Here is a 25,264-nt window from a genome sequence, read left to right as displayed (position 1 = left end):
TTGTATGACAATTTTATGGCAAGGCTATGACGAGTGCAGATTACTCAATGGCGGTGATCAGCTCAAGCTGCTTAATGCGGGCAAAACTATCTGTCATTTTTAATTTAGCTTTTTGGTAATCACTCTGTGCTAAATCAGCTTGTTGCGCAAATTTATAAACTGCGAGCGGATTAAGTAATAACTTTTGTGCGTGGTAACAGCTTGGTGCAGCAAACTCAGGTAGTTCAGGCTCTACATTAATTGTTATTACATTCTTCAACGCCTCTGTATCATCACTTTGTTGTTGCTGAAACTCTGTAGCGTCTGCCATCGCTTGCAAGCTTGCCTCACACTCTGGCAACTGTGCTTTTAGATTCAAAAACAAGCCTGTTGATGAAGTAATTAGCTTAAGCGTCAAGCCTTGTAATTGCTGAGCAGTTGATTGGTTTTGTAGTGCTTCTACGACTAGCCAAGCCAACCCTTTATAGCTGTCGAACTGCTGCTGAAGTGTTACTTCAGGTATTTGCTGCACTTCTGTCTGTTTTGACTCAGGCTTATCGTCACAAGCACTAAGCATTAAAAGTACAAACACGCTAAACATCAGGTGTTTCATAATGTCTCCCATAAAAAAACCGCCCTAATTAGGGCGGTTTCTTTTTGTATCACTTATTAAGGCATTGGATCGAGATCCGCACCTTCTTTTTCAATTACTTCTGGAATTAAGTCTTCTTTACTTACACCCATTGCAATTGCTACAGCTGAAGCAACATAAACAGATGAATAAGTACCGATGAACACACCAAATAGTAATGCAGTTGCGAAACCGTGGATCGTTTGACCACCCCAACCAAATAACGCAATCAATACTAGGATAGTGGTGATTGATGTTACTAGGGTACGGTTTAACGTTTGCGTTAATGAGATATCGATAATTTCAATCGTGTCATCAATACGCACTTTACGGAAGTTTTCACGGATACGGTCAGATACAACAATGGTATCGTTCAGTGAGTAACCTATTACCGCCAAAATCGCCGCAAGAATCGTTAAGTCAAACTCTAGGCCAAGTACTGAGAATAAGCCTAGTGTGATGATAACGTCGTGTAATAGTGCCGATACAGCACCGATCGCAAAACGCCATTCAAAACGAAACGCAACGTAAATTAAGATACAGATAAGCGCAGTTAACATGGCAAGGCCACCCTGCTCTTTTAGATCTTCACCAACACTTGGGCCAACAAATTCGATACGACGCATTTCTACTGTCGACTCTACTTTTTGTAATGCCGTAATGATTTGGTTACCAATTACTTCTGCTTTTACGCCAGGACCTTGCGGAGCAAGACGCACTAAAATTTCTTTACTTGAGCCAAACAGTTGCACCGAGAAATCTTCAAAGCCACTTTCAGTGATTGCATCACGAACGTCTTTAAGATCAGGTGCTTGTGTAAAGCCTACCTCAACAGCGGTACCGCCAGTGAAGTCGAGACCAAAATTCAAGCCTTTAGTAAAAAACGACACGAAAGAAGCCAATATCAACAAGGTTGATAGTGCCATGGCAAACTTTCTTAACTTCATAAACGGGAGTGTTTTACCACCGAGTTTTAAAATTTGCATGCTGACTCCTAAATCGACAACTTATCAATACGCTTACCGCCAATGAATAAGTTGATTACCGCACGGGTACCAACAATGGCTGTAAACATAGAGGTGATAATACCAATCGCTAGTGTTACTGCGAAACCAGCAATAGGACCAGTACCCACTGCAAATAGGATCACTGCTGCGATAAGTGTTGTGATATTAGCATCTAAAATTGTGCTAAACGCGCTATCGTAACCAAAGTGAACGGCTTGTTGTGGACTACGGCCATCAGCAAGTTCTTCACGAATACGTTCGAAGATAAGTACGTTGGCATCAACGGCCATACCTACAGTTAATACGATACCTGCAATACCCGGTAGCGTTAACGCTGCACCTGGAATAAGCGACATCACACCCACAATTAATACTAGGTTTGCGCCCAGTGCGATATTCGCCACCATGCCGAAACCTTTGTAGTAAACAAGCATAAATAAAAGTACAAACACAAAACCAAGCACAACCGCTGTCATACCTGCTTCAATGTTTTCTTGACCTAAGCTTGGACCTACCGTGCGCTCTTCAACGATTTGAATTGGCGCTACAAGTGCACCGGCACGAAGTAATAGGCTTAGGTTATGTGCTTCAGCTGGGTTATCGATACCAGTAATACGGAATGAACGATCAAGACGCGCTTGAATCGTCGCTACGTTAATCACTTCTTCAACTTTAATTGGTGGAAGTGCTTTTCCGTTTTCATCTGTTTTACCTGATGGCTTGTATTCAATGAATACCGTTGCCATGCGTTTACCGATAGCACGCTTAGTGAACGCATTCATCTTTGCGCCACCTTTGCTGTCTAGCGTAATGCTAACTTGTGGACGTTGATACTCATCCATACCTGATTGCGCGCCAGTGATGTGGCTACCTTCAAGAATGATGCGTTGCTTAAGTACCACAGGATAACCTTCACGCGCCATGATCATTTCTGTACCTGGCGGTAAACGGCCTTGCAGGGCTGCACTTGCATCTGCATTTTCATCAACTTCGCGGAATTCTAGTGTTGCTGTTGCACCCAGAATCTCTTTAGCACGCGCTGTATCTTGTACACCCGGAAGTTGCACAATGATACGCTCAGCACCTTGGCGCTGTACGTTAGGCTCTGCAACACCGATTTGGTTAATACGGTTACGGATAATTGTTTCATTTTGTTTGATAGCGTAGTCACGAATTTCTTTAAGCTTTTGCTCGCTCATGCTGGCATAAAAAGCATTGTCGCTGCTGCTATCATCAACGTAAACGTTTAATGGGTAACGTGTTGATAAGAAACGCTCTGCTGCGTCTTTATCTTCTTCGTTACGCATTTCAACACGTAATCGCTCGCTGTTCGCTACACGGCGAATGGTGCGATAACGCAATTTTTCTTCACGTAAGTCACTTTTGAAATCTTGTTCCATTTGCTCAAGCTGAGTATCAACCGCCGTCGCCATGTCGATTTCCATAGTAAAGTGAACACCACCGCTTAAATCTAGGCCTAGTTTCATTGGGTTACCACCCAGTGACTTTAACCACTCTGGTTGAGCAGGCGCCATATTGATTGCAGAGATATAATCTTCACTAAGGGAATCACGCAGTAGATCTTGCGCTTTTAGTTGGTCTTCAACATTCTTAAAACGAACGAGGATTTGTCCGTCTTCAAGTTTGCTTGATTTAACAGTAACGTTATGTTCTTTGAGAGTCGCATTTACTTTATCGAGTACGCTGAGGTCAGCATCAGTACCTTTAGTGCCCGATACTTGTATGGCCGGGTCTCGGCCATACAAATTTGGAGAGGCATATAAAATACCAACGACTAACACTACAAGAACAAGTAAATACTTCCATAATGGAAACTTGTTTAACACGTGTGAGTCCTTATTTTTATTGTTATAGCGACTTCATAGTGCCTTTTGGCAATACTGCAGAAACAGCTGATTTTTGTACTGTTACTTCTGCTTGGTCGTTTAATGAAATCACGATGAAGTCTTTGTCATCAGCGATTTTAGCAATCTTACCTACTAAACCACCTTGCGTTAGTACTTCGTCGCCTTTCGCCATTGCGCCCATTAGTGCTTTATGCTCTTTTACACGCTTAGCTTGTGGACGGTAGATTAAAAAATAAAATACCAGACCAAAAATACCCAACATGATTAGCATTTCCATGCCACCACCTGCTGGTGCTGCACCTGCCGCACTTGCGTGGGCGTTTGAGATGAATAAACTCATTTCACTTCCTCTTTAATTTTTCTAAAAATTTAATCTGATGTATCTGCAAGCTCTGGCACATCTTGGCCGCGGCGTGCATAAAAATCTGCAACAAATTCGTCTAGTTTGCCATTACTGATGGCATTACGTAAGCCTTCCATCACGCGTTGATAATAACGTAAGTTGTGAATCGTGTTTAGACGTGCGCCTAAGATTTCATTACATTTATCAAGATGATGCAAGTATGCACGTGAATAGTTTTTACACGTATGACAATCACACTCAGGATCCAGTGGACCGGTGTCTGTTTTATGTACTGCATTACGGATTTTAACAATGCCGCCAGTTACAAATAAATGACCGTTACGGGCATTACGCGTAGGCATTACACAGTCAAACATATCGATACCACGGCGAACCGCTTCTACTAAGTCTTCTGGTTTACCAACACCCATTAAGTAACGAGGCTTGTCTTCAGGCATTTTGTAAGCACAGTGGTCAAGAATATTGATCATCTCGTTTTTCGGTTCACCAACCGATAAACCACCTAATGCATAACCATCAAAGCCAATTTCTTCTAGGCCTTTTTGTGATTGTGCACGAAGCTCAGGGTACATACCACCTTGGATAATACCAAATAGCGCAGCTGGGTTATCGCCATGACCTTCTTTTGAGCGTTTAGCCCAACGAAGTGATAACTCCATAGAATCTTTAGCTTCTTTTTCTGTCGCAGGGTATGGCGTACATTCGTCAAAAATCATCACGATGTCAGAACCTAAATCACGCTGAACTTGCATCGCTTTTTCTGGCGAAAGCATGATTTTTTCACCGTTAACTGGTGAACTGAACATCACGCCTTCTTCAGTGATTTTACGCATTGCGCCTAAGCTGAATACTTGGAAACCGCCTGAATCAGTTAGAATTGGACGATCCCAATTCATAAAGTCGTGTAAGTCACCGTGCTGCTTAATGATTTCTGTGCCAGGACGCAGCATTAAGTGGAAAGTGTTACCTAGGCAGATTTGTGCACCAGTATCTTTCACTTCGTCAGGCGTCATACCTTTAACAGTACCGTAAGTACCTACAGGCATAAATGCTGGTGTTTCTACAACACCACGTTCAAAAATCAAGCGGCCGCGGCGCGCTTTACCGTCAGTGCGGTCTAATTCAAATTTCATATTATCCTCAGTGTCGGAAAAACAGTCCAACAAGCTATAATTTAACCGCTCGATTCTACCCTGTTTGCGGGTTTATTACTATAAATTGGGCTAAATTCGAAAATAAAAAGCCCAGTTAAAAAACTGGGCTCTTTAAAATCTGATATGTTGTTATTTGCGCGTTAAGAACATCGCATCACCATAACTAAAGAAGCGATACTGCTGCTCAATAGCCGTGTGGTAAGCACCCATTATGTTCTCTTGACCTGCAAAGGCACTGACTAACATGATTAACGTTGATTCAGGTAAGTGGAAATTTGTCACCATGGCATCAACCACATTGAACTGATAACCCGGGTAAATAAAGATATCGGTATCACCAAAGTAAGTATCTAGTTTGCCGCCGTGCACTTTAGCAGCTGACTCCAGTGAGCGAACTGAGGTAGTACCTACAGCAATTACACGCCCACCTTTTGCTTTAGTTTCGGCTACCGCTTTAACCACTTCATCTGGTACTTCGATGTACTCTGAGTGCATAACATGCTCATCAACTGAGTCAACGCGAACAGGCTGGAAAGTACCTGCACCTACGTGCAAAGTCACAAAGGCCATGTTAATGCCCTTGTCTTTTAAGGCTGCCATTAATTTATCATCAAAATGCAGGCCAGCTGTTGGCGCGGCTACAGCACCAGGCTTTTCACCATAAACCGTTTGGTAGCGCTCACGATCTGACTCGTTATCAGGACGGTCAATATAAGGTGGTAATGGCATGTGACCGATGTCGTTTAGGATATCGAGTACATTTTCGTCTTTGGCAAATTCAAGCTCGAAAAGCTCTCCATGACGCGCAACCATGATTGCTTCGGCTTTACCTTCTAGAATGATTTTTGAGCCTGGTTTTGGCGATTTACTAGCTCGCACATGCGCAAGCACACGATGCTCGTCGAGTACACGTTCTACTAAAACCTCAAGCTTACCGCCTGACTCTTTTTGCCCGAACATGCGAGCTGGGATCACTTTGGTGTTATTGAAAATTAATAGGTCATTTTCATTAACGAGCGATAAAATATCACTAAATACTTTATGCTCAACTTGGCCTGATGGGCCATCAAGCGTCAGTAAACGACTGCTAGTTCGATCTGCTTTAGGAAAACGAGCAATTAATTCATCAGGAAGGTCAAAGCTAAAATCAGCTACGCGCATAGAGCATATCTCTCATTAATAAAAACGCGCCAAGTTTACTCTGATACGCCCACCACCTCAAGCAAAGCCCTGCGTCAACTTGGTACTAGCTTAAAGGATTACAAACTTAAGTACTTATTAACCGCTTTTGGGTAAAGTTTGCTTGTAGATTAAGCAAAATGTCATTATTCTAGCTTATTCACTAAACATGGGTTAAGTAAGAGGTAGTAGCGCCATGGCAAAGCAGTTAAAGCTGCTAATTTTGAACGCGAGCGTTGCTGAGCGTGAAACAATTAAGACCACATTAAACAAGCTTAATGTCTTCACGTTTATCGAAGCCAGTGACTCTCAAGATGCGCTTAAAATTCTTAAAAGCCACCCGGTGGATATTATCATTACAGGCCTTGAGGTCGGTAAGATTGATGGTTGGCGCTTTTCGCGCATGATCCGTTCAGGGTTATTAAAAACACCAAAAAACACACCAATTTTACTTACTCCACCAATCTATTGTGAACGTATAGCCGAAACCACGGCTCGCAGCTATGGCATTGATGCTGTTCTTCCATTTGAACGCCAAGATATGCTGCCGCAAGTGCTAGCCAACGTATTATCAACTCACCTTGAGAAAAGTAGTCGCCTTAATTTATTACTACTTGAAACAGATAACCGTAAAGCAGAAGATATCAGCGAACAGTTAAAACTTAGCTTCGCGATAACCCATACCACTTCAACAAAAGCGGCACTTGCGACCTATCTGCAGCAAAAATTTGCCATTGTATTGATTGACGCCACCGAATCTCATTCAGATACCGCAGCTGGGTTAATTAGCGAAATACTACAGCACAACCCAAAGCAAGCGATTGTAACCATCATTGATAACAATGATGCAGATTATGCTGAGCAGTTGTTGCTATCTGGCGTAACTGACTTTATTCGCGCCCCGTACGATCACTCGTTATTAAGTAAAGTGTGTGACCACGCTGCCCGTCGTGAAGATTTCATGGTGAGCTATGCAGAGTTTGCGCAAAAAGTAGAACAACTAAGCCAAAGTCAAAGCCGCTATAAAGAGCTGTTTTCTGCCCACCAACGTATTTTATTACACCTAAATACTGTGGTACTTGAGTTTAACCAAGAGGGTAATATTCGCTTTATTAACCCTGCTTGGGAGCATTTGACGGGCTATGGCATTAAGTCTAGTTTAGCAAAGTCATTAACTGACTTTTGTTTACCTGAGTGTAAAACAAAGCTACAAGATACTATTCAGCGTATTTTGCATGGTGGTGAGCAACAGCAACAGGTAGAGATCCAACTAAAACATAAAAATGGCAATGCCATTTGGGTTGAGTGTCGCTTACAGCTGATTAAAAACAGCCAAAACTCAGCAACTATTACCGCCACCATAGATAACATTCATGAGCGTAAGCAGGCAGAGCTACAACTTCGTCATTTAGCCTTGCACGATACGCTCACAGAGCTGCATAACCGTTATTACTTTGACCAACAATTACAACGTATTTGTAAAGCACAATACACCAGTAACGATACAGAGCACGCGCTGATTTATATCGATTTAGATCACTTTAAAATCATCAACGACAGTAAAGGTCACCAACAAGGTGACATCGTTTTAAAAGAAGTTGCCCAGTTATTCACAGCGAATATTAGTGATGAGCACTTAGTGTGCCGCATCGGTGGTGATGAATTTGCTGTGATCTTAAAAAATACTAACTTACTCGATGCACACTTGGTGGCAGAAAGTATTTGTATGGCGATTGAAAAGCACCGCTTTCATTCAGAAGGTCAAGAGTACTCAATTAGCTGTTCAATTGGTTTAACACAAATCACCGAGCAAAATAACGACCCAAGTGAGTGTTTAAAACAAGCTGATATCGCCCTTTATGTAGCAAAAAGCTTAGGCCGTAACTTAGTACACTGTTATTCAAAAGAAGATAGTCATCACAATAGTTTACAAGCCGGTCTTGAATGGGGCCATAGTATTCGCCAAGCATTACAACATGATGCTATCGAACTGCACTATCAACCGATTTGGGACTTTAAACGCGGCCACGTCGCCTACTTTGAAGCACTATTACGCTTAAAGCTTGATGATGAGCTTATCTACCCTAATCAGTTTATTCCTGCTTTAGAGCTTTTAAACGATACTTTCTTGATGGACCAATGTGTTATTCGTAATGCCATTAAGAGCGTTGCCGAGTACCCAGAGCTTAACCAAGTAGCAATTAACTTATCAGCACAGTCGTTTTTAGATGAACGCTTACTGCCGCATATTGAATCGAGCTTAAAAGAATACAATGTTGAACCAACACGCATTATTTTTGAGATCACCGAGTCTGCGAGTATTAATAACCTAGTTGCAACCCGTGCCATGATCGAGCGTTTGAATGGCTTAGGCTGTCACTTCTCTATTGATGACTTTGGTACTGGCTTTAGTACCTTTAATTACCTTAAACAGTTACCGGCTCAACACGTAAAAATTGATGGTTCATTTGTTCGCGACATGTTGAACGACCCAATCGATTTAGCGCTTGTAAAAGCGATTAATGATATTAGCCGTTCGCTTGATAAGCGCTCTGTTGCTGAATATGTTGAAAACAAAGAAATATTCTTAGCGCTAAAAGAAATTGGTATCGACTATGGTCAAGGCTACTTTATTGCCCGCCCAGTACCGGTTGAAAAAATTAGCGACGAGCTGAAAAAAATATCTGAAAATAATCTTTTTAACTAACAAATATCTAGCCTTAAAAAGCCTAAATTTAATACATTTTTAAACATTTTTTCTTAGTTTTTAAACTTCCATACTGACAATACTCATCTATACTTAAATCCACAGCAAGATAAAATGTCGTGTTTTTATAGTGATTATCTATAATAAACATGACATTACTTATTACATTAAACATACTGAGTATGACTTAACATCTTTAAGTCCATCTATTAGCGGTATAAAGGAGAAAAGTGATGACACAACTAATCGTTTTGTTGCTGATTGTGAATCTAGGGATAGCGTATCAATGTTACCGTAATGCGACCTTTAAGGGATATCCAGTAAAAACATTTACAGGGCTAGGTTTAGTACCTTACTTTAACTTAGTCGTGTGGGTTTACTTGTTGTTTTTACCCGACTTAAAACCATTTTCAATGAATGAAAAGCAGCCACTTTAGGCTGCTTTTTTAGTTGGGAGAATTTAAAAACTATAAGTTGATGCTTTTTCGAGTAATTGCGCGGCTTTTATATCGCCAACCACACACTTTTTAATGTCTGACTTTTTAAATACTTTTACTTGCTCAGTTTTACCTTCGCTAACACCACGGATGATAAAGCTGACATGTTCATCGTTAGGCAGATTTCTTAAACCGCTCCCATAATCACACAAAGTCAGTGATAAGCTCTTATCTACTTGCTTAGCTAAAGAAGCCAGCTGTTGCTTTTGCTCTTTAACACGAGCTTGTTTTTTCTCGGCTAACTCTTTGCGCATTTGTTGCTGCTTTTGTGATAACTTTTGCTGCTGCTTTTCAAGCTCTTTAATCGATGCTTGCAATGCTTGTTTACGTTTTTCGAGCTCTTGCTCTTTGGCATCTTTATCGTGACGACGGTCAAATTCAAGGTCGCGCTTTTCACGTTCAAGATCACGGATTTCACGGCTCACATCGCGCTCTTGCTCAGCGACTTCACGTACTCGCTCTGCACTTTCGCGCATCACTTCCATGGCTTGCTGATAGGCTTCTTGCGTTTTCACGACTACTGCATCGCTGATCACTTGCACATGTTCGCCTAACACTTCGATTTCAGTTAGTTCTTCAAAATCAATATCTGGCATAGGTGGCAGCGGCGCATCGGGTACAGAGGCAAACACTGTAGACCAGCGCGAACTGCCTCGTACATCAAAGCTAAACACCACACCTTGATGCTGCAAATAACTCGAAGACACATTTCTTACCTTGTTATCGGTATCTTGTTTTAACGCCGCTGAGAGGATTTTTTCCATGATCCCGACTTCACGCTGAATTTTATCTAACTCATCACTTGCTTGTGCCTGTAAGCTTACTGCTGTGCAAAGCAATAAGGCTGCCGTAGTTGATTTGTATTTTGACATCTTAATACTCCAAATTGTTGGCAACGGTTGGCAATGGTCCGCCGTCCACTTGCTCTGCTAAATCATTTAACTGCATACGTAAGTACGCTTGGTCTTGGGCCCGCTGCGTTTTGATATATGCAAGTACGCTGGCAATATCTTCTTGGCGCTCGACTCGCCCGGTTTTAATCGCTTCTTTGGCCAGTTGGTACATCTGTTGTTGCTGCACTTCGTTTTGCGCAGTAATGATGTTTTGCAACTGATCAATTTGCTTTTGTTGTGACTCTAGTAAATTGGTTTGCTTGGCCACTTGCTCAAGTAACTGCTGATTTCCTTGCTGTGGATTACTAACAAAAACCCATGCGCAAAATACTATTGAAGCAGCCACTGCCCACATTCCAGCACCAAAAAACAGACTCGTTTTTTGCACTTTAGGCATCGTAGACTCTCGATCCCAATTTGGTACGGGTACCGTTTCATAATGTTGACTTTGTTGTTGCCACTGCATTGCATTGTTCATCATTGATGCATACTCAGCATTGGCTTGTAGCAACGCAATTTGCTCTTCAGTGAGGCTTTCGCCTTCTAACCATGCGGTAAATAATGAATCTAAATTAGCCATCTACGGCCTCCAAATGCACTTTTAACTTACCAAGCGCACTGTATAGTCTTGATTTAGCTGTATTGGTCGAAATACCTAATTGCTCAGCGATTTCTTCAAATGTACAGTGCTGAAAAAACTTTAACTCCACCACCAAGCGTTGCTCCCAGGGTAAATTGTTCATCATTGCTTTGAGTTCATCATGCTGCTCAGATTGCAGTTGATTGGTTTCTAACTCACTATGCTCGCAGCTTTCTTCTGGTATATCGTCTAAACCTTGATGCAGCTTACGGCGGCGGTAATATTCAACACTACGCCGGTGCACAATTTGATAGAGCCAAGTATTAAAACTCGATTCACCACGAAAACTCGGCAAGCTTTTATAAACAGAAATAAACACTTCTTGCATTAAATCCATTGCATCATCAGGGTGACTTAACATCCTTAGGCAATAGTTATATACCTGTGTTTCGTGCTGCTTGACTAATTTCAACCACGCCCGTTTATTGCCCTGTTGCGCTTTAGCAATTAGTGTCTCAAGTGATTGAAAAAACACGCTAGCCTCGTCATCTGATCTGCCTTTAATGGTTTTGTTATTATGTTAGTCGAGGGAAGGAAAAAAATAGTTTGCTTAAATAATAAAAAACCCCAAATATTTTTTATTTGGGGTTCTTTGTTCATTGACCGTCTAAGCTACACTGCTTATTAAGAAACAGCTCTAGCTGCTGACTAAACAGCCTAAAGTCTCTGATCCGGCCTGTGGTTTTACGCCACACAATGCCAATATCACGGTATGCATCGCCTTGTGATGGCGTAGCAACCATATCTTTTTTATCTAAAATACCGGCATTGATAGCCATTTGCGGTAAGAAAGTAACACCAAGCTGGTGTTCAACCATACTTAATAAGGTATGTAAGCTTGCAGCTTCAAATGGGTTAATACAGCTTGAGCGATTCAAATGGCAGGCACTTAACGCGTGGCCTGTCATACAGTGCTCACGCTCTAGTAAGAACACACTCGCATCTGGTAATAGGTTAAAGTCTTCCACGCCATCTGCTGGTGTGTAATCTTTATGGTGCACTAGGCTGAACTGATCTTTAGCGAGTACTTGGGTATGAAACTTTTCAGTGTCATAAGGTAAAGCAAGCAATGCCATATCAATTTGCCCATGCTCAAGTTTATCGAGTAGCTTGTCACTGGTGTCTTCAACCAAAACTAACTCTAACTCGGTAAAGGTCTGTTTGCAGAAATGATATAAAGGCGCAGCAATAAAGCTGGCAATCGTTGGGATCACACCAAGCGTGAGTGTGCCACTTAAAGGCGTTAAAAAGCTTTTTGTCAGCTCTTTAAGGCTAAGGGTGTCGTCAATAATCTTACGTGCTTTTTCGACAACCTCTTCACCAATTGCGGTAAACATTAAGCTGCGGTTTTCACGCTCTATAAGCTGGCAACCTAAGGTTTCTTCTAAGTTTTGAATTGCACTACTTAAGGTTGATTGACCGATAAAACAGGCGCTTGCTGCGCGGCCAAAGTGTTGATGTTGGTGGACTGCTAATAAATACTGTAGTTGTTTAATACTTGGTAAGTTATTCATTCTCTACCTGCAAATAAAAAGACCCCAATACCTAAGGCATTGAGATCTTTTCAAGCTAAAAGTCTTTTAGTACTTTTTATACCCCGAAGGCAGTTCTCAGTACATAGAAAATAACAATAGCAAGGGCTGCGCCAACTGGCAATGTAATTACCCAAGAAACTACAATGTTTCTTACAACACCCATGTTAAGTGCTGCAATACCGCGTGCCATACCTACACCTAAAACCGCACCTACAAGTGTTTGCGTAGTAGAAATAGGTAAACCAGTACCTGATGCGATAACAACTGTAGAAGCAGCAGCAAGCTCAGCAGCAAAACCACGGCTTGGTGTTAAGTGCGTGATACCTTCACCGATTGTTTTAATTACTTTCTTACCTAAAATAGCAAGACCAGCAACAATACCTAAACCACCTAGTGGTAAAATCCACCATGCGATAGCCGCTTTCTTAGCGATTTCACCGTTGTGCTCAACAATGTTTACAACAGCAGCTAGTGGACCGATTGCGTTAGCAACGTCGTTTGAACCGTGTGCGAAAGCCATACAACATGCCGTTAGTACCATTAGTACTGCGAACACTTTCTCAACGTTGTTGAATTGCATTGCTTTGTCAGCTTTAGGGTCAATTTTAAGGCGAGCAATCGCAATCTTACCGATGATAGCAACTACAACAGCAATCGCGATAGAAAGGGCATAACCTTCAACAGCACCTAAGTTGATACCAATGTGCTTTAAGCCTTTCTTGATTGTTACAAGCGACATGATGAAGCCCGCTAGACCCATATAGATAGGTACGAAACGCTTAGCATTTTTAAGTGGTGCATCAGTGTCAAAAATTAGCTTTTGCGCACTCATGAAAATCAAGTAAGCAATAAAACCAGAGATAGCAGGGGTAACAATCCAGCTACCTACGATACCCATTACCTTGTTCCATTGGATTGCTTCGCTACCTACTGCAACTAATGCGAAACCAATGATGGCACCGATGATTGAGTGAGTCGTAGATACTGGCCAGCCTAAGAAAGAGGCAATTAATAACCAGCTACCTGCAGCGAATAACGCGGCAATCATACCTAGTATCATTAACTCAGGTATGTCCATAAACGGCGTGGCATCGATAATCCCTTTACGGATTGTAGATGTAACCTCACCACCGGCAAGGTATGCGCCAGCGAATTCAAACACCATAGCGATGATGATTGCTTGTTTAATTGTAAGTGCTTTTGAGCCTACTGATGTACCCATCGCATTGGCAACGTCATTTGCACCAATACCATAAGCCATGAAGAAACCGACTGCGGCGGCAGTTAAAACCAATAACGTGCCGTAATTTGCAATGATATCCATTGTGTGAACCTTTAATTTTTTTCGTGTTTGAACTGATTTTTAATTAACGAGCTAACATCAGCTCAAGACGAGAACCTACGCGCTCTGCAATATCTGCAAGCTCGCCTACCCACTCAATGATCTTGTATAAGAACATCACGTCAACAGGGTTAAGTTCATTTTCGATGGCGCGCAATTGACGGCGAATTTTGATCTGCATGTCATCCGTGTCTTGTTCAATAGCGTCCAATTCAACGAGCATTTTTTCAACTAAAGTCACTTCGCGACCTTTGAAGCCCGTTTCAAGCAGCTCATCTAGCTCATTGATTGCTTTTGACGCTTGTTTAGTCGCATCAACACAACGAGTTAAATAAGCAAGGAAATCTGTTTGGATTTCGGTAGGTATGATCATCTCACGACCAACTACACGACCTGCGATATCTTTTGCTTTGTTAGCAATTTTGTCTTGTTGAGTAACAAGCTCTAGCAAATCGGTACGCTCAACTGGCATGAATAAGCCACGAGGTAGTTGAAGGCGGATGTTACGTTTCATTTCATCAGCTTCACGCTCTAAATTACGAATGTTTAGACGGATTTCTTCCGCTTCTTGCCATTCTTCTTTAAACACGTGATTAAAGAAAGGGATCAATGCTTTACTTGCTTGATGTACTTTCTTAATGTGATCTTCCATAGGCTTAATAGGTGATTTAGCAAAAACCCCTAAAAATGCATTTGTAGGCATAACTGACCCTTTATAAATTAGTATGCTTTGGCAGCTGCGAATTTTACAGCATTGTGTTCGATTGTGAACGCTTTTTCTGCCTTACATCACCAATAATAGACAAAGCGGCCTAAGGCCGCTCGGTTTGATAATGAAAAGTTGCGGCTAAATTTACAGCGACTTTTCGATATCTTCTTGAGATGTATGACGAATATCTTTGCCGTTAACAAAATAGATGATGTATTCAGCAATATTCTGGCAACGGTCGCCAATACGTTCTAATGAACGAACTGACCACACTAAATCCATAATTTTCGGGATTGAGCGTGGATCTTCCATCATATATGTCATGATTTGACGGGTAATTGCTTCGTACTCGCGGTCAACTTTGGCGTCTTCTTTATGTACTTCAAACGCACATTGCACATCCATACGTGCAAATGCATCAAGTACATCATGAAGCATTTTTGATACTTGGCGACCCATGTTTTCAATGTTCACCAGTAGGTCTTGCTGATCTTTTGTGAATGAGTCCAGCGCAACTTTAGCAATACGCTCAGCTTCATCACCAATACGCTCTAAATCGGCAATTGTTTTTGCAATAGCAATTACAAGACGTAAGTCACTCGCTGCCGGCTGACGACGAGCGATAATGCGTGTACATTCTTCGTCGATGTTCACTTCCATTGCATTTACTTTGTAGTCGTTTTCACGAACTTTTTGTGCAAGATCGGCATCACCATTACTAACAGCATCCAGTGCACTGTTTAGTTGTTGCTCAACTAAACCACCCATGTTTAATACATGGTTACGCACATTTTCAAGCTCTTCATTAAAGCGGCCCGAAATGTGTTTATTGATATTATGTTCCATTGTCTACCTCTATAAATTTCGTTTACGGTACCAAGTGACTTTATTGACTAACCGTAACGGCCTGTAATGTAGTCTTCTGTTTTCTTCTTGCTTGGTGTTGTAAATAACGTATTGGTATCTGAATACTCAATCAACTCACCCATGTACATAAACGCAGTTTGGTCTGATACACGAGCAGCCTGTTGCATGTTGTGAGTAACGATTACCACGGTAAACTTATTCTTTAAGTCGTTAATTAGCTCTTCGATAACTAAAGTAGAAATTGGATCTAGTGCCGATGTAGGCTCATCCAGAAGTAGTACTTCAGGCTCGATAGCAATTGAGCGAGCAATAACAAGACGCTGTTGCTGACCACCCGATAGGCCAAATGCACTATCGTGTAAACGGTCTTTAACTTCATCCCATAATGCCGCGCCACGTAAAGATTGTTCAACCACTTCGTCTAGTTTACGCTTTTCTTTAATACCTTGTAAGCGTAGGCCATAAACGACATTTTCGTAGATTGATTTTGGAAATGGATTAGGACGTTGGAATACCATCCCGACATTTCTTCGTAGTGCAGCAACATCTACATTCTTATCATAGATATTGTGACCATGTAGTAAGATCTCACCATCAATACGACAGCTATCAACAAGGTCGTTCATACGGTTGATACAACGTAAAAGTGTTGATTTACCACAACCCGATGGACCGATAAATGCTGTTACCTGACCTTTCGGGATGTTCATATTTACGCCGCTAAGCGCTTGTTTATCACCGTAGTATAGATCTAAGTTTTTAATCTCTAACGCTGTTTGTTCTGCAGTTAGGTTATCTAAATCTAGCTTTGCCGCGCTTTTCGCTTGGTTTACTTGTGGTGCAACTGTAATCATCTCTGTCTACCTATAAAAATTCTGTATTAATGCTCAAGAGCTCTAAACTTTTCGCGTAAGTGGTTACGAATACCAATCGCGGTGATATTCAGGGCGATAATTACTGATACCAGTAAGAATGCCGTGGCATATACCAGCGGACGTGCCGCTTCTACGTTAGGGCTTTGGAAACCAACATCGTAAATGTGGAAACCTAAGTGCATAAATTTTCTATCTAAATGTATGTATGGGAAGTTACCGTCAAGTGGCAGTGTTGGCGCCATCTTAACAACACCAACAAGCATTAGTGGTGCTACTTCACCGGCTGCACGTGCAACCGCTAAGATTAAACCTGTCATAATCGCTGGGCTTGCCATCGGAATGATGATACGCCATAGCGTTTCTGCTTTTGTTGCGCCAAGTGCTAATGAACCATGACGAACCGTACTTGGAATACGTGATAAACCTTCTTCAGTCGAAACAATAACAACAGGAAGCGTTAAAATTGCTAGCGTTAAAGCAGACCAAATCACACCTGGCGTACCAAATACTGGGCTTGGCGATGACTCAGGGTAGAACAATTGGTCAATACTGCCACCTAGCATGTATACAAAGAAACCTAGACCAAATACACCGTATACAATCGAAGGTACACCTGCAAGGTTGATTACCGCGATACGGATCATCTTAGTCACGGCATTTTTTGCTGCGTATTCATGTAAGTAAATCGCTGCAACAACACCAAACGGCGTCACAATCACTGCCATTAGTAATACCATGAACACGGTACCGAAAATCGCTGGGAATACACCGCCTTCAGTGTTTGCTTCACGTGGGTCATCTGCTACAAACTTACCAAGTTGAACAAAGTAATGACCAAGCTTAGCAAAGAAGCCCATGTCATTAGGGAACCACACATCAAGAACTTGATACAGAGGTATAGTAACCACTTCACCGCGCATGTCTCTTACAGTTACTTGGTCACGCTTTGCTTGTTTACGAAGCGCGAATAACTGCTTTTCTAATACAGTGTATTCAGCACGTAACTCAGCACGAGTTTGTGCAAGCTCAGCAACACGCTCATCGGTTAGTTCGTTATCAAGCTGGTATGCTTTTTCTCTTAAGCGTAAACGTTCAAGCTCATAGTTAATATGACCAATATCACCATTTTGTAAGTCTAACGCTTGGTCATTCAGGTCAACAGCACGGTCTACAAGATCATAAAGCACGTCGATTTTGTTATCAGTGATAACTTCACCGTCTTTAATAACCTGTTCTACATAACCGTAGAAGTTACCGTTTTTACTACGCTCGAATACAGCAAGCTCAGCTGGCGCAGTACGCGATGTGATGTCTGTCTCTAGTACCCAACGGAAATCTAGAGCTACGTACTCACGGTTACCTGTTTTAATCAATAAACGCTCTAGTTGCTCTTTATCGTAATGAGATAAATCAACGCCCGTCGCCTCAATACGTGATTTTGCAACTAGTTCACGGTCATAAATCTCACCGATCACTGTTTGTTTTTCAACTGAGCCTTGCAGCTCAAATTGCACTACTTCTGATGGCCAGAAAAAGCTTAAACCTTTCCAAGCAATCATGGCTAGTAAGCCAAGAACCGAGATTAAACTGATGCTTACCGCACCGCCGGTCATCCAAATCCAAGGAGAACCAGACTTAAACCACTGCTTTACCATGTCGTGTCTCTCCACCTACATTGAACTGTATTTATCACGCAGTTGCTGTCGAACAAACTCAGCCACTGTGTTGAAAATGAATGTGAATATGAATAATACAAATGCTGCTAAGAATAGAATGCGATAATGCGAGCTACCTACCTCAGACTCAGGCATTTCTACCGCGATATTCGCTGCAAGTGTTCTCATACCCTGGAAGATACTCCAGTCCATAATAGGTGTATTACCTGTTGCCATTAGTACAATCATTGTTTCACCTACAGCACGGCCTAGACCCATCATTACTGCTGAGAAGATACCTGGGCTTGCTGTTAGTAATACTACGCGAACCAATGTTTGCCATTGTGTTGCACCTAGTGCTAATGAACCGTTTGATAAATGCTTAGGAACACTGAATACCGCATCTTCAGCAATTGAGAAGATAGTCGGGATAACAGCAAAGCCCATCGCAATACCAACAACTAGTGAGTTACGTTGGTCAAACGTCATACCCAGTTCATTGGTTAAGTACTGGCGCACATTGCCGTCAAACATCCAAAGCTCAATTGAGTTACTCATCGCAAACGATAACCAGCCGATGAAAATAACCACTGGAATAAGTAAAATTGAGTGCGAACCTTCAGGAATACGGTGACGAATTGACGCCGGTAGCTTGTTCCAGCCAAAAGCCGTTAATAAAATAGCGATTGGTAGCAACACCAATAATCCAATAATCGCAGGTAAATGCTCTTCAATTAATGGTGCTAACCAAAGACCCGCTAAGAAACCTAGGATTACCGTTGGTAATGCTTCCATGATTTCTACAGTCGGCTTAACCACTTTACGTAATTCACTCGACATAAAGTACGCCGTGTAAATTGCCGCTGAAAGCGCAATTGGTACCGCAAATAACATTGCGTACATTGCCGCTTTAATCGTACCGAATGAAATTGGCACTAATGAGAACTTAGATTCAAAGTCATCACTTGCAGACGTTGACTGCCAAATGTAGCCCGGCTCTGGGTAACCTTCGTACCATACCTCTTGCCACAACGCAGACCAAGTTACTTCTGGGTGCTCGTTATGAATTTCAATTACTTTTAGCGCGTCATCAGCAAGAATAAGTGCCGCATTTGAACGTGGCGCTATTGCAAAGTTTTGAATTGGACCTTCGCTTACTTTACCTTGCCACAGTTTAGCATCGCTAGTTGTGTAATAAATACCTAGCTCACCGTTAGCGCCTGCTGTGAAGAAGGTACGACGGTAGAACTCGGTGAAAATGTTTAGTTTCGATTGCTTGCTGGTTTCAAATGCACGAATCTTTTGGAACTCTCGGCCATTTTCAGTGTTTACTTCAAACCACTGTGAAACTTCGCCATTATCGTTAGCAAGCATCAGTGAGTTGGCACCAGCCAATAGCTGAGTTGAAACTAGGTTCGCGTTTTCTTCGTTAGCTGCAAGCAGTTGAATTTGCTCAACTTCAGAAGGGTAACGGGTATCATATACGTAAATTTGATTTGCTGAACGCACGAATGTACGTGTTGTATCTGGTGAGATTAATAGCTCATCAACACGACCTTCGATATCAAGCTCAGTACGCTCAACAACCCACTCTACTTCGCCGGTGAACATGTTTTCTTCACCCACAAAGCTGCTGAATATAACGCGCTTGTCAGCCGTTAAAGCAACAACAGCTGTTTTATCTTCGTAGTGACTAAATGCAAATTTAGTGATTGCCGCACCTTGCTCATCAACTTCAAGCGCCATATCACCCAACGGGTAATCTAAACGTGGTGTTAACTTGCGTTGATTGTTCGGGAATGTCACTAAGAATTTTGGCGCAACCACAACCACAGAGCCATTTTCTAGGCCGTATGCGTATTGCCCCTGAAACGGTGCAGAGCTTGCGAAGCTGCTTACATCGCTTGGTAATTCTGTATTAAGGGTGGTGATCTTTTTACCAAATTGCTCTTTTTCAACATTGTAAAAGTCCACATTACCTTTTTCACCGAGTAAAAAGGCAATTTCGGTTTGTTCTTCAATGCCAAGACCCACAACTTCTGACGCATTTTGTAGTTTTACACTGTTACGTGTATCTACTTTTGCTGACTCAAAAATAGGTTGAACAACATAAAGAAGGTAAAAGAATATAAGTAGCAGTGCTACTAGCACCATTACGCCACCTGCGGAAATACCCCACTTGGCAAACCTGTCTTTAAATAGACGGCTTCTATCCGTATGAAAGGTAGGTTTATTCGGATTGGAAGTCATCAAAACACCCTTAAATCTTAACGTTGCGCGCATTATATTTCACCAAGATGACAGTAATGTTACAAACGTCATAATTCGGTGTAATAAAGCGAGTATTTCAGGGACGTATTTTAAAGTTAAAAAATGACCAAATTGCGACATTGCTCTGCGTATTTATAACGACCAAATTCACAACCTAACAAACTGTTATAACTAATTTTTTATAACTATATGGAAAAAATTGGACAAACAATAAAACTGCATCAATACTCAAGATGACTTATTTTTTTCGACAATAAGAATCATTTTTAACCAACGCCTCCTTCCTTTTATTGCATTTTTCAGAGGCATTTTTACAGAGATATAAGTATGAAGCAGTTAGTAATTACTATTTTGGGGCCAGACAAACCCGGCCTAGTTGAAGACCTTTCAGCCACAATTTTAAACCATCATGGTAACTGGTTAAGCAGTAATTTGAGCCACCTTGCAGGTCACTTTGCAGGGATTATTGAGGCAGCAGTACCTGAAGAGCACCTGCAAGAATTGCAAGACGCATTACATAGTCTGCCGTATTTAGAAATCAGAATTGAACGCGGCGCCGAAACTCTGTCAGAAGAAAAATCTGAACAAATCAATTTTGTCATTACTGGCAACGACAGACCTGGCATTGTACAAGAGCTTGCCAGCGTTATTCGTCACAAAGGGGCGAATATCACTCACCTAAATTCAAAACAACAAAGTGCACCTAACTGGGGCGTGCCAATTTTTAGTGCTGTTGCCACCGTCGCTTTGCCAATGGGCATGAACAAAGACGAAGTGATCAGCGCACTTGAGTCTATTACTACAGACCTAATTGTTGATATTGAGGACGCATAACAAGCAAGTTTATAGGGATATTAAAACTTAAACTAAGCTTTAAAATTAACGACATACATGTCACATAACTGACATGTATGTCATAAAAGTGATAAATACGTCACATAAACGTCATCTGCATCCTCTATATTCTAACTAGCTATAAACGTTGGAAAACCAGATGAACGCATCACACTCTTCTTCTCAAGCCGTTAACTACTTTGCCAAAGAGCTAAGTTGGCTGTCTTTTAATGAACGCGTGCTGCAAGAAGCTAAAGATAAATCTAACCCGATTATTGAGCGCATGCGCTTTTTAGGTATTTACTCAAACAACATGGATGAGTTTTTCCGTGTTCGTGTTGCCGATGTAAAACGTCGAATTTTACTTAATAAAATTCCTGATGCGAACTTTGAAGAAGACGAAATACTACTTCATCAGATCCAAAGTAAGGTGCTGCAGCTTGGTAAAAAGTTTAACCAAATTCATAAAGACATTTTAAATGACTTAAACGAGCACAATATTCACGTTGAGTTACCTGAGGAGCTATCTGAATTTCACTTGAGTTGGCTGAAAAAATTCTTCCACGACAATGTGCTGCAACACATATTGCCGATTTTACTCTCTGAAAAGAAAGACTACTCAGATCAAATCAACGACACCATGACCTACTTGTTTGTCGAGATGACCAACCAAAAAAGTCATTATGCCATGATGGAAGTACCAACCGACCGCGTATCTCGTTTTGTTATTTTGCCACCAGAGAAAACGCGCCGTCACAAAACCATTGTGATGCTTGATGACATTATCGCCTACTTTATTCGCGATGTGTTTAGCAGCTTTTTTAGCTTTGATGATATTCAATGCTATGCCATCAAATTGACCCGTGATGCCGAATACAATTTAGATGACGAGCTTGAAGAAGGCTTGCTCGATAAAATGTCAAAAGGTCTAAAACAACGTATTTCTGCAGAGCCTGTGCGCCTTGTTTATGACGAGAGCATGCCAGCTGAGATGCTTAAAGTGATGAAAAAGCGCCTTAATATAAGCCAACATGATGCGTTGATCCCCGGCGGTCGTTACCGTAATTTTCGTGACTTTATTGCATTTCCGAATGTTGGCCGCCAGTATTTAGAAAACAAACCACTGCCTGCATTACAAAGTACGGCTTTTAACAATCATTCAAGTGTGTTTGATGCCATTTCAGAGCAAGATATTTTACTGTATTACCCTTATCACACCTTTAATCATTTACTTGAGTTTGTACGCCAAGCTGCTTTTGACCCAGATGTAACCCAAATTAAGGTCAATATTTATCGCGTTGCGAGCCAGTCTCGACTTGTCTCTACGCTTATTAATGCAGCAAAAAATGGCAAACACGTAAACGTTATGGTTGAGCTGAAAGCGCGCTTTGATGAACAAAACAATATTGAATGGGCAAAAACCCTAAGCAATGCCGGTGTTAAAGTGATCTTTGGTATTCCTGCATTGAAAGTGCACAGTAAGTTATGCGTTATTCACCGTAAAGAAAAGAACAACATAGTGAAATATGCCCATATAGGCACGGGTAACTTCCACGAAAAAACCGCCAAAATCTACACTGACTTTAGCTTATTCACCAAGTTTGATGGCATTAGTGAAGAGTGCGATAGTGTGTTTAAGTTTATCGAAAGCAGCTATAAGCCATTTCAATTTGATCATTTGATGATTTCGCCAGTCAACGCACGACAAACTATTATGTCCCTAATTGATGCTGAAATAACCAATGTAGAACATGGTAAGGCTGGTCGAATTACGCTAAAAATAAACAACCTTGTTGATAAAGAGCTGGTTGATCACCTCTACTTTGCCGCAAGACGCGGTGTGAAAATTCGCATTATTGTGCGTGGCATGTGTTCGTTAGTGCCCTCTGTCGTTAACGAAAATATTCGCATTATTAGCATTGTTGACCGCTTTTTAGAGCACCCTCGGGTGATGGTTTTTCATAATAATGGCGACGAAAAAGTGTATATTTCATCGGCAGACTGGATGACCCGAAATCTTGATCACCGTGTTGAAGTAGCCGCACCGATTTATGATGAAAAATTAAAACAGCTTATTATTGATATTCTTGAGCTACAGTTTAAAGATAGATCAAAAGCGCGCATAATCGATAGCGAACAAAAAAACAGCTATGTGCGCCGCGGCAATCGTAAGAAAATTCGCTCGCAAATTGCCATTTATGACCACCTTAAGAAATGGGAAAGTAACTATAATAATGAATGATTATCCCTCAATTGCTGCCGTTGATTTAGGCTCAAATAGTTTTCATTTAGTGGTGGCAAGAGAGGTCGATGGCTCTTTGCAAATCTTACATAAAGAAAAACAGCGCGTTTATTTAGCTGATGGCTTAGATGATAAAAATCATTTAAGCCAAGAAGCAATCGAACGCGCGCTGGCGATTCTTAAGCAGTTTGCGACTACCTTGCAGGACTTCCCCCTTGAGAATGTCAAAGTGGCGGCAACTTACACATTACGCCGCGCTAAAAATATTCATTCGTTCTTAACCCAAGCAAGTAAAGTGTTTCCTTACCCAATCGAAGTAATATCGGGGCAGGAGGAAGCGCGCTTAATTTACCAAGGTGTTGCCCATTACATTCATCACGATGAAAACCGCTTAGTCATTGATATCGGCGGCGGCAGTACCGAACTCATCATTGGCAAACACTTTAAGCACAAGCTACTTACTAGCCGCAATATGGGCTGTGTTAGTTACACCAAGCAGTTTTTTGCAGATGGACAAATCACTGCTAAGCGCTTTGCCAAAGCTGAAGTTCGCGCAGAGCAAGAACTCGAAGTGATTTTCGCCAACTACTTATCGGCTGGCTGGCAATCTGTGGTGGGAACATCAGGCACTATTAAATCTATCCTTGCCATGATCAATGCTAACGATGCCGAGCAAGAGCTGATTACATTAGAGCGATTATTAGAACTAAAAACTCAGTTTATTGCAGCTAAACAAATAAAAGCGCTACAAATTGAAGGTCTTACACCTGAGCGGCAAGTGAGTATTTGTGGTGGTTTAGCTATTTTAATTGCGATATTTAGGCTGTTTAAAATCGAAGCGTTGCAATACAGCGACTTTTCACTTCGTGAAGGCCTGCTACATGAAATGCAGCAAAAGCTCGCCCACAAAGATATTCGCACTAATACCATTGCGAACCTATCTGAGCGTAACGCCATAGATAAAGAGCATGCTAACCGCGTCTCGTCAACTGCAAAATGGCTGTTTGAACAAGTAAAAGAGGCATGGCAACTTACCGATCCTGACTACATCAACTTGCTGGATTGGGCCGCGCAGCTGCATGAAATTGGCTTAGGGGTTAATTCATCAGGGATACATAAGCACAGTGCGTATATCGTTGCGAATAGCCAATTACCAGGCTTTACGCAGCAACAACAAACCTTGCTTAGTTGCATGATCCGTTTTTATCGGAAAAAAATTCGTTTAGAAGAGTTTCCTGCACTGCATACCATGCAGCATTATGAAATATTGCAGCTTATTGTGATTTTGCGCTTAGCGGTACTACTGAATCAAAAGCGTATTACCGATCAAGGTTTTAAACTTGAGGTAACAGCCAAGCAAAATAGTATGTTCTTAAAGTTTCACAATAAGTGGCTTAAAGAACATACCTTGCTTTTAGCTGACTTACAGCAAGAGCAAAAATACCTTAAAAAAGTCGGCTTCTTACTCGATTTTCATTAAGCGGATTAATAGATTAATAGATTAATCGATTAATAGATTAATCTATTAATCGATTACATATCCATATGGCGGTTTGAGCTTTGCATCATTTGCTTAAGGCCTTGATGTTCAAGCTCAAGTAAACGCTCAAGCTTTTCTTTGCTTTGTTCTGTATCAGCTCGCGATACCAAGTACTCGTATAAGTCGATTACTTTTTGGTGTTGCGTGGTTAAGTAAACCTGAATCGCCTTTTCATCAATTTGCTGATCTGTGCTGATATCGTTAAAAGTAATTAGCTCTGGGTTTTCAGCAAAATACTCATAGCAATAGGTATCTAGTGTGTTTATTTCAGTAATGGCTTTAAAGCCAACGAGATCTTCTGCTAGTTTCTTCTCATATTGCAGATAATAGTCCACCAGCATTTGATTATGCTCATCCAGTAAGTCTTTAACACTGTGGAAATTGGCTGCCATTTGAGTATGAAATAACACGGTCCAATCATAAACTTGTTGTATTGTTTTAACTTGCATGTGCATTCCTTATCAAAATCAATTTA

Annotated in this window: 22 protein-coding genes; 5 read left to right on the top strand and 17 right to left on the bottom strand. The window is 41.4% G+C overall.

Annotated elements, in window-relative coordinates:
- Nucleotides 1-40 precede the first annotated feature (40 nt).
- The 6 genes from AN394_RS04830 to queA form a co-directional block, all read right to left on the bottom strand.
- Nucleotides 41-592 carry a hypothetical protein gene (locus AN394_RS04830; RefSeq protein WP_054563542.1) on the bottom strand — a complete coding sequence of 184 codons (552 nt, stop codon included), beginning with the start codon at nucleotides 590-592 and terminating at the stop codon, nucleotides 41-43.
- 56 nt (nucleotides 593-648) lie between these two features.
- Nucleotides 649-1,596, bottom strand: a complete 948-nt coding sequence (gene secF / locus AN394_RS04825) for a protein translocase subunit SecF (RefSeq protein WP_054563541.1) — start codon at nucleotides 1,594-1,596, stop codon at nucleotides 649-651.
- 8 nt (nucleotides 1,597-1,604) lie between these two features.
- A complete protein-coding gene (secD, locus tag AN394_RS04820; protein WP_054563540.1) occupies nucleotides 1,605-3,464 on the bottom strand; it encodes a protein translocase subunit SecD in 1,860 nt (619 codons plus the stop codon).
- Nucleotides 3,465-3,486: 22 nt separating this feature from the next.
- On the bottom strand, nucleotides 3,487-3,825 hold the full coding sequence (gene yajC, locus AN394_RS04815) for a preprotein translocase subunit YajC (RefSeq protein WP_054563539.1): 339 nt from the start codon (nucleotides 3,823-3,825) through the stop codon (nucleotides 3,487-3,489).
- Between the two features lie 29 nt (nucleotides 3,826-3,854).
- Nucleotides 3,855-4,982, bottom strand: coding sequence for a tRNA guanosine(34) transglycosylase Tgt (gene tgt / locus AN394_RS04810; protein WP_054563538.1), 1,128 nt, complete (start codon nucleotides 4,980-4,982; stop codon nucleotides 3,855-3,857).
- 150 nt (nucleotides 4,983-5,132) lie between these two features.
- Nucleotides 5,133-6,164: a tRNA preQ1(34) S-adenosylmethionine ribosyltransferase-isomerase QueA gene (gene queA / locus AN394_RS04805; protein WP_054563537.1), complete on the bottom strand. Its 1,032-nt coding sequence runs from the start codon at nucleotides 6,162-6,164 to the stop codon at nucleotides 5,133-5,135.
- Between the two features lie 214 nt (nucleotides 6,165-6,378).
- On the opposite strand from queA, the gene AN394_RS04800 reads away from it, so the two are divergent.
- Both AN394_RS04800 and AN394_RS04795 read left to right on the top strand, forming a co-directional pair.
- On the top strand, nucleotides 6,379-8,889 hold the full coding sequence (locus tag AN394_RS04800) for an EAL domain-containing protein (RefSeq protein ID WP_054563536.1): 2,511 nt from the start codon (nucleotides 6,379-6,381) through the stop codon (nucleotides 8,887-8,889).
- A gap of 233 nt (nucleotides 8,890-9,122) precedes the next feature.
- A complete protein-coding gene (locus AN394_RS04795; protein WP_054563535.1) occupies nucleotides 9,123-9,326 on the top strand; it encodes a hypothetical protein in 204 nt (67 codons plus the stop codon).
- A 23-nt stretch (nucleotides 9,327-9,349) separates the two neighbouring features.
- Here the strand turns inward: AN394_RS04795 and AN394_RS04790 are convergent, their stop codons facing one another.
- The 10 genes from AN394_RS04790 to AN394_RS04745 form a co-directional block, all read right to left on the bottom strand.
- Nucleotides 9,350-10,258 carry a hypothetical protein gene (locus tag AN394_RS04790; RefSeq protein ID WP_054563534.1) on the bottom strand — a complete coding sequence of 303 codons (909 nt, stop codon included), beginning with the start codon at nucleotides 10,256-10,258 and terminating at the stop codon, nucleotides 9,350-9,352.
- A 1-nt stretch (nucleotide 10,259) separates the two neighbouring features.
- On the bottom strand, nucleotides 10,260-10,859 hold the full coding sequence (locus AN394_RS04785; protein ID WP_054563533.1) for a hypothetical protein: 600 nt from the start codon (nucleotides 10,857-10,859) through the stop codon (nucleotides 10,260-10,262).
- On the bottom strand, nucleotides 10,852-11,394 hold the full coding sequence (locus tag AN394_RS04780; RefSeq protein WP_055020909.1) for an RNA polymerase sigma factor: 543 nt from the start codon (nucleotides 11,392-11,394) through the stop codon (nucleotides 10,852-10,854). Before AN394_RS04780 ends, AN394_RS04785 begins: the two co-directional genes overlap by 8 nt.
- Nucleotides 11,395-11,515: 121 nt before the next feature.
- Nucleotides 11,516-12,433 carry a hydrogen peroxide-inducible genes activator gene (locus AN394_RS04775; RefSeq protein WP_055020908.1) on the bottom strand — a complete coding sequence of 306 codons (918 nt, stop codon included), beginning with the start codon at nucleotides 12,431-12,433 and terminating at the stop codon, nucleotides 11,516-11,518.
- Nucleotides 12,434-12,509: 76 nt separating this feature from the next.
- Entirely contained in the window at nucleotides 12,510-13,778 is a 1,269-nt protein-coding gene (locus AN394_RS04770) for an inorganic phosphate transporter (protein WP_054563530.1), read from the bottom strand.
- A gap of 43 nt (nucleotides 13,779-13,821) precedes the next feature.
- Nucleotides 13,822-14,499 (bottom strand): TIGR00153 family protein, encoded by a 678-nt coding sequence (locus AN394_RS04765; protein ID WP_054563529.1) that lies wholly within the window; start codon nucleotides 14,497-14,499, stop codon nucleotides 13,822-13,824.
- Between the two features lie 150 nt (nucleotides 14,500-14,649).
- Complete coding sequence (phoU, locus tag AN394_RS04760; RefSeq protein WP_054563528.1) at nucleotides 14,650-15,351, bottom strand: phosphate signaling complex protein PhoU; 702 nt, start codon at nucleotides 15,349-15,351, stop codon at nucleotides 14,650-14,652.
- Between the two features lie 47 nt (nucleotides 15,352-15,398).
- Nucleotides 15,399-16,226, bottom strand: a complete 828-nt coding sequence (pstB, locus tag AN394_RS04755) for a phosphate ABC transporter ATP-binding protein PstB (RefSeq protein WP_054552475.1) — start codon at nucleotides 16,224-16,226, stop codon at nucleotides 15,399-15,401.
- A gap of 26 nt (nucleotides 16,227-16,252) precedes the next feature.
- Nucleotides 16,253-17,902, bottom strand: coding sequence for a phosphate ABC transporter permease PstA (gene pstA, locus AN394_RS04750; RefSeq protein ID WP_054563527.1), 1,650 nt, complete (start codon nucleotides 17,900-17,902; stop codon nucleotides 16,253-16,255).
- A 15-nt stretch (nucleotides 17,903-17,917) separates the two neighbouring features.
- Entirely contained in the window at nucleotides 17,918-20,152 is a 2,235-nt protein-coding gene (locus tag AN394_RS04745) for an ABC transporter permease subunit (protein WP_054563526.1), read from the bottom strand.
- A gap of 348 nt (nucleotides 20,153-20,500) precedes the next feature.
- Between AN394_RS04745 and AN394_RS04740 the strand changes: the two genes are divergently transcribed.
- The 3 genes from AN394_RS04740 to ppx all read left to right on the top strand — a co-directional run bounded on the left by AN394_RS04740 (nucleotide 20,501) and on the right by ppx (nucleotide 24,729).
- Complete coding sequence (locus AN394_RS04740; protein ID WP_055020907.1) at nucleotides 20,501-21,007, top strand: glycine cleavage system protein R; 507 nt, start codon at nucleotides 20,501-20,503, stop codon at nucleotides 21,005-21,007.
- 160 nt (nucleotides 21,008-21,167) lie between these two features.
- A complete protein-coding gene (ppk1, locus tag AN394_RS04735) occupies nucleotides 21,168-23,249 on the top strand; it encodes a polyphosphate kinase 1 (protein ID WP_055020906.1) in 2,082 nt (693 codons plus the stop codon).
- Entirely contained in the window at nucleotides 23,242-24,729 is a 1,488-nt protein-coding gene (gene ppx, locus AN394_RS04730; protein ID WP_055020905.1) for an exopolyphosphatase, read from the top strand. The genes ppk1 and ppx overlap by 8 nt, the downstream gene beginning before the upstream one ends.
- Nucleotides 24,730-24,782: 53 nt before the next feature.
- On the opposite strand, the gene AN394_RS04725 is transcribed toward ppx, so the two are convergent.
- Nucleotides 24,783-25,238, bottom strand: coding sequence for a hypothetical protein (locus AN394_RS04725; RefSeq protein WP_054563522.1), 456 nt, complete (start codon nucleotides 25,236-25,238; stop codon nucleotides 24,783-24,785).
- Nucleotides 25,239-25,264: the final 26 nt, after the last annotated feature.

The sequence above is a fragment of the Pseudoalteromonas sp. P1-26 genome (assembly GCF_001401795.1).
Lineage (GTDB): Bacteria > Pseudomonadota > Gammaproteobacteria > Enterobacterales > Alteromonadaceae > Pseudoalteromonas.
The sequence above is the reverse complement of the archived record's forward strand: the minus strand, read 5'-3'. Positions and strand labels throughout refer to the sequence as shown.

Coding starts and splice junctions, on each gene's coding strand:
- AN394_RS04830 (WP_054563542.1), bottom strand. CDS start 592: ATGAAACACCTGATGTTTAGCGTGTTTGTACTTTTAATGCTTAGTGCT.
- secF (WP_054563541.1), bottom strand. CDS start 1,596: ATGCAAATTTTAAAACTCGGTGGTAAAACACTCCCGTTTATGAAGTTA.
- yajC (WP_054563539.1), bottom strand. CDS start 3,825: ATGAGTTTATTCATCTCAAACGCCCACGCAAGTGCGGCAGGTGCAGCA.
- tgt (WP_054563538.1), bottom strand. CDS start 4,982: ATGAAATTTGAATTAGACCGCACTGACGGTAAAGCGCGCCGCGGCCGC.
- queA (WP_054563537.1), bottom strand. CDS start 6,164: ATGCGCGTAGCTGATTTTAGCTTTGACCTTCCTGATGAATTAATTGCT.
- AN394_RS04800 (WP_054563536.1), top strand. CDS start 6,379: ATGGCAAAGCAGTTAAAGCTGCTAATTTTGAACGCGAGCGTTGCTGAG.
- AN394_RS04795 (WP_054563535.1), top strand. CDS start 9,123: ATGACACAACTAATCGTTTTGTTGCTGATTGTGAATCTAGGGATAGCG.
- AN394_RS04790 (WP_054563534.1), bottom strand. CDS start 10,258: ATGTCAAAATACAAATCAACTACGGCAGCCTTATTGCTTTGCACAGCA.
- AN394_RS04785 (WP_054563533.1), bottom strand. CDS start 10,859: ATGGCTAATTTAGATTCATTATTTACCGCATGGTTAGAAGGCGAAAGC.
- AN394_RS04775 (WP_055020908.1), bottom strand. CDS start 12,433: ATGAATAACTTACCAAGTATTAAACAACTACAGTATTTATTAGCAGTC.
- AN394_RS04770 (WP_054563530.1), bottom strand. CDS start 13,778: ATGGATATCATTGCAAATTACGGCACGTTATTGGTTTTAACTGCCGCC.
- AN394_RS04765 (WP_054563529.1), bottom strand. CDS start 14,499: ATGCCTACAAATGCATTTTTAGGGGTTTTTGCTAAATCACCTATTAAG.
- phoU (WP_054563528.1), bottom strand. CDS start 15,351: ATGGAACATAATATCAATAAACACATTTCGGGCCGCTTTAATGAAGAG.
- pstB (WP_054552475.1), bottom strand. CDS start 16,226: ATGATTACAGTTGCACCACAAGTAAACCAAGCGAAAAGCGCGGCAAAG.
- pstA (WP_054563527.1), bottom strand. CDS start 17,902: ATGGTAAAGCAGTGGTTTAAGTCTGGTTCTCCTTGGATTTGGATGACC.
- AN394_RS04745 (WP_054563526.1), bottom strand. CDS start 20,152: ATGACTTCCAATCCGAATAAACCTACCTTTCATACGGATAGAAGCCGT.
- AN394_RS04740 (WP_055020907.1), top strand. CDS start 20,501: ATGAAGCAGTTAGTAATTACTATTTTGGGGCCAGACAAACCCGGCCTA.
- ppk1 (WP_055020906.1), top strand. CDS start 21,168: ATGAACGCATCACACTCTTCTTCTCAAGCCGTTAACTACTTTGCCAAA.
- ppx (WP_055020905.1), top strand. CDS start 23,242: ATGAATGATTATCCCTCAATTGCTGCCGTTGATTTAGGCTCAAATAGT.
- AN394_RS04725 (WP_054563522.1), bottom strand. CDS start 25,238: ATGCAAGTTAAAACAATACAACAAGTTTATGATTGGACCGTGTTATTT.